The organism is Nocardia sp. NPDC004722 (assembly GCF_053601505.1).
In genome coordinates this window covers 1-5621 of the sequence record NZ_JBSGBY010000559.1, presented here as the reverse complement: position 1 = coordinate 5621, position 5621 = coordinate 1, and the positions used below count along the sequence as shown (strand labels likewise).

11 protein-coding genes are annotated in these 5621 nt (G+C 64.5%); 1 reads left to right on the top strand and 10 read right to left on the bottom strand.

Annotation, left to right across the window (positions count from 1 at the left end):
- Positions 1-130: 130 nt before the first annotated feature.
- The 10 genes from ACWELQ_RS36470 to ACWELQ_RS36425 all read right to left on the bottom strand — a co-directional run bounded on the left by ACWELQ_RS36470 (position 131) and on the right by ACWELQ_RS36425 (position 4304).
- Positions 131-877, bottom strand: a complete 747-nt coding sequence (locus ACWELQ_RS36470) for a hypothetical protein (RefSeq protein ID WP_452401574.1) — start codon at positions 875-877, stop codon at positions 131-133.
- A complete protein-coding gene (locus ACWELQ_RS36465; RefSeq protein WP_452401573.1) occupies positions 874-1164 on the bottom strand; it encodes a hypothetical protein in 291 nt (96 codons plus the stop codon). The genes ACWELQ_RS36470 and ACWELQ_RS36465 overlap by 4 nt, the downstream gene beginning before the upstream one ends.
- Positions 1161-1571, bottom strand: a complete 411-nt coding sequence (locus ACWELQ_RS36460) for a hypothetical protein (protein WP_452401572.1) — start codon at positions 1569-1571, stop codon at positions 1161-1163. The genes ACWELQ_RS36465 and ACWELQ_RS36460 overlap by 4 nt, the downstream gene beginning before the upstream one ends.
- On the bottom strand, positions 1568-2035 hold the full coding sequence (locus ACWELQ_RS36455; RefSeq protein ID WP_452401571.1) for a hypothetical protein: 468 nt from the start codon (positions 2033-2035) through the stop codon (positions 1568-1570). The genes ACWELQ_RS36460 and ACWELQ_RS36455 overlap by 4 nt, the downstream gene beginning before the upstream one ends.
- Positions 2032-2205 (bottom strand): hypothetical protein, encoded by a 174-nt coding sequence (locus tag ACWELQ_RS36450; protein WP_452401570.1) that lies wholly within the window; start codon positions 2203-2205, stop codon positions 2032-2034. Before ACWELQ_RS36450 ends, ACWELQ_RS36455 begins: the two co-directional genes overlap by 4 nt.
- Positions 2202-2612 (bottom strand): hypothetical protein, encoded by a 411-nt coding sequence (locus tag ACWELQ_RS36445; RefSeq protein WP_452401569.1) that lies wholly within the window; start codon positions 2610-2612, stop codon positions 2202-2204. Before ACWELQ_RS36445 ends, ACWELQ_RS36450 begins: the two co-directional genes overlap by 4 nt.
- Positions 2613-2635: 23 nt before the next feature.
- Positions 2636-2950 (bottom strand): hypothetical protein, encoded by a 315-nt coding sequence (locus ACWELQ_RS36440; RefSeq protein WP_452401568.1) that lies wholly within the window; start codon positions 2948-2950, stop codon positions 2636-2638.
- Positions 2947-3237 carry a hypothetical protein gene (locus ACWELQ_RS36435; RefSeq protein WP_452401567.1) on the bottom strand — a complete coding sequence of 97 codons (291 nt, stop codon included), beginning with the start codon at positions 3235-3237 and terminating at the stop codon, positions 2947-2949. The genes ACWELQ_RS36440 and ACWELQ_RS36435 overlap by 4 nt, the downstream gene beginning before the upstream one ends.
- Positions 3238-3400: 163 nt before the next feature.
- Entirely contained in the window at positions 3401-3859 is a 459-nt protein-coding gene (locus tag ACWELQ_RS36430; RefSeq protein ID WP_452401566.1) for a hypothetical protein, read from the bottom strand.
- Between the two features lie 214 nt (positions 3860-4073).
- The gene (locus ACWELQ_RS36425) at positions 4074-4304 is read right to left on the bottom strand and encodes a helix-turn-helix domain-containing protein (protein ID WP_452401565.1); all 231 of its coding nucleotides are present in this window, start codon (positions 4302-4304) and stop codon (positions 4074-4076) included.
- Between the two features lie 189 nt (positions 4305-4493).
- Between ACWELQ_RS36425 and ACWELQ_RS36420 the strand changes: the two genes are divergently transcribed.
- On the top strand, positions 4494-5495 hold the full coding sequence (locus tag ACWELQ_RS36420) for a hypothetical protein (RefSeq protein WP_452401564.1): 1002 nt from the start codon (positions 4494-4496) through the stop codon (positions 5493-5495).
- The last annotated feature ends 126 nt before the right edge of the window (positions 5496-5621 follow it).

Below are 5621 nucleotides of genomic sequence, written 5' to 3'. Positions count from 1 at the left end.
GGCGCGCCGGGGGTCGTGGTCGGCTCGGCCGGATTCGGCTGCGCGGCGGCCGCCGGGGTTGGTGTGGTGCAATCGGTTTGGAAGGGGTAGCAGGTGTTCCCGTCATTCGGGAACTGGATCTGGTTGTGATTCATCGGGAGATTCCCCTCGGGTCGTCGCCGCCGACGACGAGACGCAGCCCCTGGTGGGATTCGGCGGCAGGATCGGAAGTGGCCTCGGTGTCGGGCAGGACGTCCGACAGCAGGGCGACACGGAATTTCGTGGCCAGCGAGGTCTGCAGACCCTGCGCGCTGGTATTGATCAGGTCTCGGATCCGCTGATCGCCGCAGTAGTAGATGAGTCCGTCGCAATGGGCGGCCTGCGCGGTCTGGTAGGCGCGGTGCACCGCGTCGCGGGCATCGGCGGAGTTCTTCTCCGACAGCTCCACTTCGATGGCCCACAGCTCGCCGGCGCCGGTGGTGTAGCGGCCGTCATGGATGTGCGGGCGCCGCACCCCACGCTGGTTCGGGACCGAAACCTCGTAGCGCAGAGTGCGTTCGGAGACCCAGTTGCCGACACCGTTGCCGACCACGGCCAGCCGGACCCGCAGCACCATCAGCACGTGATTTGCGTTCTTCGGGGTCGGCTTCCAGTACCGCACCGGATGCCCCAGCAGCTCCTCGGCACTCTTGGCGGTCGGATACACCCACGACATGCCCGGCACCGGTTTCACCGGAATCTCGGCCATCAGCCCGCACTCACGCCATTTCCGCACAATCCGGCGGGTGTTCGCGATACTGGTCTCCAGTACCAGTGCGACCTGATCCAACGGGGCACCGTAATGTTCGGCAACCACCGTCCCCGCGCGCATATCGCGAGGACTCAGTCGATAGCTCATCGGTCGAATTCCTCTCTGTCCATGTCGCTTTCACGTGCAGCTGCTTCAGCGAATGCGTTCTGCCGGGGCGCGCCGGGGCCGGTCAGCATTTCTCCGGACAGCAGCCACTGCCCCGCCACCCGACCGGGCGTGTGCACGACGGGCGGAGCGGGCCGGTCCACGCGGATCGCCCGGTCGGTGTGCCCGAGCCGCCGCGCCGCTTCGGCCAACTGCGGAATCTGGGTGATGGGGGTCAGCACCCACGCCTCGGGATCGGCTGGCGGCCGGGCGGGTTCGGTGTCGCTCATCGCTCGGCCCCGTCCCGCTCATTGCCCTGCTCCGCTACAGCTGCCGTCGCGAACGCGTTCATCGGGCGGGCCGCGGCCGCTGGCCGCTCGGCTGAGGTATCCCAGCCGGGGCCCGGGTCGGTGTCCTGCTCGAACCCCGCGCGGTCGATGCCGTGGCGCTCCGCGGTTCGCAGTTGCCGTTCCCGGTTGGCCTTGGCCAGCGCCACCCGATTCGCGTCGGTGCAGGGCCGTTTCGGCGCGGCCAGGTTCACGTCGTAGAGATAGGTCGGCTTGCCCCACCGACCCGGCGGGAGCTTGCCTGCGATGTCCTGCCCGTTCTTGCGCAGTCCGGCGGCCGCGAGCTGCCGGATGGTGCGCAGATGGGTGGGAGCCATGCGCCGCTGGTAGGTCGGGATCCCTCCGCTCACAGGGGCACCACCTGCGCGTACGACGATCGAGCGGTACCGGTCGCGCAACCGAGCACCGAAGCGATCTCGCCCCAGGTGCGGCCCTGCACCGCCCGCAGTTCGGCGACTCGGGTCTGGAAATCCAGATCGCGAGCCAACCGCCGACGCTTCGGCTTCACCGCCACGACCGGGGCGGCCTGGGCCGTGCGACGCCAGCCCGGCTGGCGGTAGTCGCCGTAATTTCGGAAGCTGCGATAGCAGGTGCCACACAAGCCCGACAGGTAGCGGCGACGGAATCCCTCCGGGGTGAGGCCGTCGTGACGGAACGGGACCATCGGGTACCGGCATTCGCGGCACTTCGGACGGTCGTCGGCCACAACGCTTTCCAGCAACCCAAGCATCGCCAGCATCGCCCGGCAGTCCTCGACGTCGGTGGCGTGCCCGGCGACCTGCAGCTGGGCCCGGCGGATCTGCTCCGGGGTCATCGCTGTCCCCCGTTCTGATCGGGCAGGAGCGCGGGCAGCACATCCCGGACCTCGATCGGGTCGGTGTCCGACAGGCTCACCGGGATGTCGGTCGGCCAGATTGCGAGACGCGACAGACACGCCAGATCGAGACGGCACAGGAACTCGATAGAGTCGCGAGGCGGATTCATCGGTTTGCTCCGTTCACACGCAGCAGCGACGCCGGGAATAGCTGGGGCAGACCGGCTTTGCGCAATCGCGCGACCACGGCCGCGAGGTTCGGGTTCTCCGGCGGGTCCACCACTGCGGCGAATTCGTCGGCCACCAGCAGCACCCGACGCTCCACGTGCGGCTCGATGTCGTAGTCGAGTTCACGGTCGGCGTAGAAGTCCTCGACGAACCGCCGAAGCCCCACGACATCCGCCGGCCACGGGTGATAGAGCCGGTCGATCGCATCCAGCGCTTCCGCGTCCGACCGGTCCGCGACACCGCGGGCAATATCGGGCCACGGCCAGCGGCCTCGGTCCGCCTCCTCGGTCAGCCAGCAGCGGGCGGCCTCTACGATGCGCGGACCCGGCTTGAAGAACAGGGCGACCATGCGGTCCTCGTGCTCCCGAACGTTCATCGGGCCACCCCCTGGCCCCACGTGGGCTGGCCGCATTCGGCAGGCAGCACCGCCACTTGCACGCCCGGTGCCGGGCACACCACAACGGCCGGTGCCTGTTCCGCGCGCCGGTCGAACAACAGACACCCGCCGTACAAGCCCGCGGCAAAGGCGAACAGCAGCAGCAACAGCACAGCCTGAAGACCTGGCGGCATCGGATATGACTGCCGCAGGCCATGTCTCACGGACTTCTCCGGCGAATACCAGCTATCGATGATGCCGATCGGCTCGCCGGTGGCCTCGTTGAACGTGTAGTGATACCGCTCGCTCATCGCGCACCGCCGTCGACCACGCGAACGATCCGGTCGTCGTCGGGCGACAGCGCCACGATCGGCCAGAGCATCGCCAGTGTCGCGGGTTCGACCACTTCTCCGTCACACACGCGCTGAACGATCTGCAAAAGCATGTGCACCCCACTGCGGCTGTATCGACGGATCGTTTGCACGCGGAAGGTGTCCTGAATCGAACCCTTGTCGTTGTCCTGGAACACATCTCCGATCCGCACGACCTCACCGTCAGCAAACCGGAATTCGTGGAGTACACGGTATGACTCGCTCATCGCCACATCCCCCTTCCACGACGGCGCCCGGCGGCCCGGATGAACCACCGCGCACCAAATACGGCTAGGAACGCGCTGACGAAGACGCTGAACACGAACCCCGGCGAGATGTAAACCGCGATCACAAGCCCGACCAGAACGAGCGAAAGCAAAGTCAGACGATTCATCGCCCGGACTCCTCTACGTCGTCGGAGTCGAGGTAGAGATGGCTCAAGACCGCAGCAGCCTTGTAAAGCTGTTGAGCGACAACATCGAATTCGCTCGCTGCCGAGCCCAACGCGAACCCAGCGATGGAGACAGTCCCGCGGGCCAACTCGCGCGGAAGGTCTTCGTCATGCGCGAGCGTGGGCAGTAGCTTGACCCACTCAGTCCATTTGCGCAGCTGCGACAACACTTGCGCTGCACTGTTTCCAGAGATCGCAAGATTGCCGATCACGGCGTACACATCGGCCGGAGCGGCCAAACCCTCTTTGTCGCTGCACAACGTCGCATGAGCGAGGTACCGCCACAACTGCGCGATGGCGATACTGGCGGTCGTGATACTGGTGGCGGTGTGTGGACCGTTCAGCGGCCATAACACCTCGATGACATCAGCGCGGTCGATCTTGCGCGGATCGCTCATCACGCCACCTCCCGCGCCCAGCTGGAGGTCCCAAGCAGCGCAGACAATTTCGCCCGCGTCGTACCCGAGATCGGCGGCGAGAGAGCTACGAGCTGATCCAGGTGTTCGGAAGCGAGATCGCGCTCTCGCTTCCCACTGTCGTCGCTGGCCCGCCTCCCCGAGGGGACCGTCTCCTTTGTCCGACTTGCCTTGCGCAAGTGGTCAATTGGACCATTCATGCTGCACCGCCCGACGAGGCGGGACGGGCAGGCTGAACAAGGTCGAGCAACTCATCGGGGTCTACACGCCAGGGCCCCTTCTTGATCCGGAACCCTTCCAGGTCACCGTCTTTGATCAGGTTTCTGATCGTTTGCGGACTCATCCCGACCAGCTCGGCAGCGACCTTGACGCTGATGAGATTTCCTACCCTGCTGGGCAGGATGGAGGGGCGATTACTGTTGATCAACAGACTCAACTCCTTTGGCGAAGTAGGTGAATTAGCTTGCTAACCAGCACTTTTCGCCAAAATGAGTCTTGCAACGGTACGGAAGTGGCTGCGATCGTCCACTTTTGGACTGCAAGTGTCTTGTTCTGTCTGTTTTCAGGCGTAGAATGAAGTGATCGCCGTCACCAATGAGTAGCGGGAGGGGTTCCCATGGTGACCACCCTCAAGAGCCTGCTGCAGGACCGTCACCTGCAGGGTTATTCAGACTTCGTCGCCGAGTACAAGAAAGTCGCCCGCAGGGTCGACTCGAAACTTGTCGAGCAGGCACCAGGCAAGGCGCAGTACTACAAGTGGCTATCGGGAGAGCTACACGCGGTGCCCCGCGGGCACCACTGCCGTGTGCTGGAGGCAATGTTTCCCGGCTGGACTGCCGACATGCTGTTCCAGGAAGCCGCTGACCGGCCAGTCGCAGCGGGACGGCCGGCTACCCATCTTCCGGAAGCCGACGAAGGCTTCGAATCGTTCCTCGGATCCGAAATGGTCAGGTACGGCGCAACTTTGGTCTATCCAACGTTTGAGCTAGCGCGCGCGTCTACGCAGGCCCTCTCCGAGGCCGGCATCCCCCGCCAACACATCTTCGGCAAGCCTGACAGCGTCTTCCCTGCGAAGCATCGCATCGATGTTCCAATGGCTCTGGCCGAGAACGATGTTCGTGGACTGCTCTATGTCTTCTCAGTCCTGCAGAGATACACATCGATCGACGTCGCTATCGAGAGCGACCGAGACATCGTCGCCCAGTGCAACCGTCCATTCATATCGTTCGGGCTCAGCAGCAATGACTGCACCCACATGTACTTGGAAGACAGCCGGAAGCCTCTGTTCACGATCCAGGATGATCCCGAGTCCGGCGCCTATCTTGAGTTCCTCGAGCTCCAGGACGGGAATCGCTACAGCTCAACGGACGACACAAACGTCGGGATCATCGCGCGCGTACGACCGAATCCGGAGCTGCACCCGGAGCGAAACTGGATCTACTGCGCTGGCCTTGGTCCGCGCGGCACAACCGGCGCGAGCTGGTACCTCGCGAACTACTGGAACACCCTGCACGAGAAGGCCGGAACGAACGACTTCGTGGCCGTAGTCAAGGTTCGCTCGTACTCAGACCAGACCACGCACCTCGAACACATGCTGGTAGCGCAGACGGAGGAGTGAGATGACATTCGCAATGTTCGTCGGCCTGACGACTGTAGACATTGCCTACGGTGTGGACTCGTATCCGCCGCGACGCGCACAGGCGCGAACGCCTTGTTCGGCTTGAGACCCAGGTCCTCGATGAGC